3 protein-coding genes are annotated in these 3,996 nt (G+C 42.7%); all 3 read left to right on the plus strand.

Translation table 11 applies throughout. The features are described 5' to 3' along the window. Positions 1-271 precede the first annotated feature (271 nt). On the plus strand, positions 272-1,276 hold the full coding sequence (locus tag EA341_RS00515) for a hypothetical protein (RefSeq protein ID WP_293010725.1): 1,005 nt from the start codon (positions 272-274) through the stop codon (positions 1,274-1,276). A gap of 7 nt (positions 1,277-1,283) precedes the next feature. Further along, on the plus strand, positions 1,284-2,252 hold the full coding sequence (locus EA341_RS00520; protein ID WP_293010726.1) for a polysaccharide deacetylase family protein: 969 nt from the start codon (positions 1,284-1,286) through the stop codon (positions 2,250-2,252). 107 nt (positions 2,253-2,359) lie between these two features. Next, on the plus strand, positions 2,360-3,553 hold the full coding sequence (locus EA341_RS00525; protein WP_293010727.1) for a glycosyltransferase: 1,194 nt from the start codon (positions 2,360-2,362) through the stop codon (positions 3,551-3,553). Positions 3,554-3,996 lie beyond the last annotated feature (443 nt).

A 3,996-nucleotide genomic window follows, 5' to 3' on the forward strand; every position in this document is an offset into this window, starting at 1 on the left:
CCCATCATCAATCCTCAATCCATCAAACCACCTCAAAATTCCCTCTGCCCCAACATTTAACATTTAACATTTAACATTTAACACCTCGTCCACCACAACGGAATAAACTTTTAACAATCCCCAATTATTCATTTTCAATTTTAAATTTTTAACCTTTAACTTTTGATCGACAATCATCACTATTCACTATTAACCAAAAACTCCTTTGCCTTTCCGCTACACACTCTTTATTTACCACCTCATTTTCTCCCTGATTTTCTGTGCCTATATCATGGAAAATGGCGGGGATGCATTGGGCTTCTGGAACCTGCAGGCAGATACCTCACAACAAGCGGAAACATGGATGCAACATTGGGGCTTGGGAACTTTCTTTATCCAATGGATCAATTACATTCCCTCAAAACTATTGGGAATTCCTTTTTGGCTGGGAAATATCCTTTATGGACTCCTGTCTGCTTGGGCATGGCTGACACTATATGACAAGGTCAAATCTGAGGTCAACATTCAATTACCCGCTTATACGCAGCTAATCTGGTTCTTACCCAATATGCACTTTTGGACCGCTGGAGTGGGCAAGGAAAGCCTGATTTGGATCTTCCTCGTTCTTTTTCTACTTGGATTGAATAGGAGTAAAAAAGGATTAACCATACTTGGAATGTCCCTCATAGGAATGTTTCTGATTCGTCCCCTTTATGCCTGCTTTTTACTTTTTATACTTGCCTTATGGTTGATCAAAAACGAATCTATTTCCCTGAAAAGGCGCTATACTGCTTTTGCGGTGATTCTCTTGCTGCTAACATTCGTAATGTACGCCCTGCTGCAAATTACACATATCCAAAACCTGAATTGGGAAGCGGTCTCGGCATACCTGGATTTTCAGATGCAGTACCTCAAAGGCTTCAACCCGGACTCCTATGTTCCCATGGAAAACTATGCCTGGCCCTTCGCCTTTTTCACCATGCTCTTCAGACCCATGCCTTGGGAAGGGGAGGGGATATTTTTCCTATTGGCAGGAATAGAAAACCTACTCGCATTATTGGCTGTGATGGCAGCTTTGGTCTTGGGGATCTGGAAAAAATTCATCCCCCAAATCGCTGTGATAGGCTACGGAATACTCTTTTTATTTTTCGTGGTTTTTTCAGGAAGCCTATTGCTAAACAACTTTGGCATTATCCTCCGATACAAATCCGTGGCCATGATTTTCCTATATTTATGGGTCTTAAATACAATTTTTCCAGTACTTAAAGTTATACTTGCAAAGCAAATCACCAAATAAGGAATTCGTGGGGTACCTGATTATTTCTCTTGACTTTGAATTACACTGGGGTAGGTATGACAAGTACCCGATTCAAGAGGTGGGTGAGTATTACAGCCATACAAGGGAGGTAATTCCCAAAATACTCGAACTTTTTCAAAAATACGGGATACATGCCACCTGGGCTACGGTTGGAAGTTTGATGGCGGAGAATGTGGAGGAGTGGAAATCCTATCACCCGGCGGTATTGCCCAATTACAATGACCCCACTTACTCAGCCTACCATTGGTTTGCACAGCAAAAAGAACTGGATACCAAAGCCTTGTTTGCTCCAGAACTGGTAAAACAAATCATTCAGGCTCCCCATCAGGAATTGGGATCGCATACCTTCGCCCATTTTTATACAGGGGAAAAAGGAGCGAACCAAAATGCCTTCAGGGCTGACTTGGAAGCAGCACAAAAGATAGCAGATGAAAAGCTCGGGACAGCACTCAAGAGTCTTGTCTTCCCGCGCAATCAATATAATCCCTCCTCTCTGAATACAGCCATGGAATTGGGTTTTAAGGTTTTCAGAACAAATCCACCTGATTGGTTTTGGAGCAGTCCTGAAAAGGCAAACCTTTTCAAGAAACTGTTCCGTACGGGGGATACCTTTGTCCCTCTGGGCAAAAAATCCTATTATGACCTGGACATCAAATTCAAACGTGGTTTCCTACAATTACCTGCCTCACGTTTGTTGCGTCCTTTCAAGTCATACTCTGTATTCAATACACTCCGCATCAACAGGATCAAAAAGGAAATGCAGGAAGCTGCAAAGGAGAAAATGGCCTACCACCTCTGGTGGCATCCTCATAATTTCGGGATACATCCCCAACAGAATTTACAGATACTGGAAGACCTGCTTATCTATTACAAAGGCCTGCAAGACAGTATGGGTATGCAATCCCTTTCCATGTGGGAGGCCTATGAGAAAAACAGGCAACCCCAAAACGGATAACATCGTGTAGGAAGCAGAATTTTGTTCGTTGGGAGGACAGTCCAAAATGAGACCTCCTGTCCGAAGAAAGAGGGGCATGTGCCTATTCAAAAACAATTAAGGAACGCATGATAAAACTTTTGTTCATTTCTTGGGACTCAGCAACATCCAATTACCTGGAATCCTTATTTTTTCCAATCCTAAAAGGTTTGCAGGAAAAAGGAGAGGTACAGGCCCATGTGATTCAGTTTTCATGGGCTGGGAAAAATGAGGTCAAAAGAATTGCTGAGCTGGCTAAAAACCTGGAAATAAGCTATACCCACCACAAAGTAAAAAGAAAGCCATTTGCTGGTTTGGGTGCTTTGGAGGCAGTTTATAGAGGTGTGTTTTTCATCAAACAATACATAGAGAAAAATGGGGTGGAGATGGTCATGCCCCGAAGTACCATGCCCGCCACCATGGTCAACAGGCTTTGGGACTGGCTGAAGAAAAAAGAGGTTCAGGTGGTTTTTGATGCAGATGGATTTCCCCTTCAGGAAAGAGTGGATTTTGCAGGAATGGATAAAAACGGACTTTACTACAAGCTACTGCATGGGGAAGAATTGAAAATGCTTCAGAGGGCAGACAGGATTTTAGTCAGGTCAAAAGCTGCCAAAATACAACACAGCAAAGAACTAGGGCAGGAAAATGCCCCAAACATTTTTTTGGTAGCCAATGGAAGAGATGCAAGCCATTTCAAGCTGGATTTGGAAAATCGGGAGGCTATCAGGAAGACATTGGAACTGCGGGAAGAAGACTTACTATGGGTATATACCGGCACCATAGGGCCACAATACAGGCTCGACGATATGTTGGCGCTCTTTCAAAAACATTGGAAAAAACATCCAAGAAGTAAGTTTGTGATTTTAAGCATAAGCAAGCATGTTGATTTAAAAGCCTTTTCAAAAGAATTCCAGAAGGCCATTATTTTCAAAAATGTTGCTTTTACTGAAATTCCTCACTACCTCAGCGCTGCAGATTTGGGATTGAGTCTAAGGCAAGCCGCGCCAAGTATTTCAGGATTGGCCCCCATCAAGACAGGGGAGTACCTGATGATGGGATTGCCGGTGATTGTTTCCCCTGGAGTAGGGGATACCGATCAATTATTGAAAGATAAGGACTTCGCCTTCTTTTGGGAGTCCGGTAAAGAAGAATCATTGGAATTATGGCTGCAAAAAGTCAAGCAGCTTGATCCCTCGGGTATTCGTCAATTTGCCCAAACCCATTTTTCCCTGGGAAAAAGCCTCGGCGATTATGGGAAGGCCTTGGCTTTAGAAGGATAGATTCACCCTTGGTTCAATTCTCCGTTTTAAATTTCCAATTCATGATTCCTGCCCGAAGCAGGCGGGCAATACCGGATATTCGATATTTATTATTTCAATATTTGCTTCTACTGGTCAGACCCCTTGGTCTCTCCATTCATTCAATTGAGCCTGACAAATCGTAGGGTGTTCTCATTTTCAATTTTAAATTATTCATTTTCAATTACCTGCCCACTGATCACTAATCACTCCTCACTATCTCCCTTCGCCGCAGTGAGTGTCTTCACTCACTGCTTTTATAACTTCATTATTCGAAACCTGTCCGACCTTCAGGTGGATTCATCATTGGATATTCGATATTCAAAAATTCAACACCTATCGGCGTTGGGAGTTTTAGATATTTGGGGATCGTGTTTTTCCCCGAGTTTCACCCGGGGTAAATACCCTTCGGATTTTAACCCCTT

It is taken from the genome of Mongoliibacter sp. (genome assembly GCF_007692705.1).
GTDB lineage: Bacteria > Bacteroidota > Bacteroidia > Cytophagales > Cyclobacteriaceae > Mongoliibacter.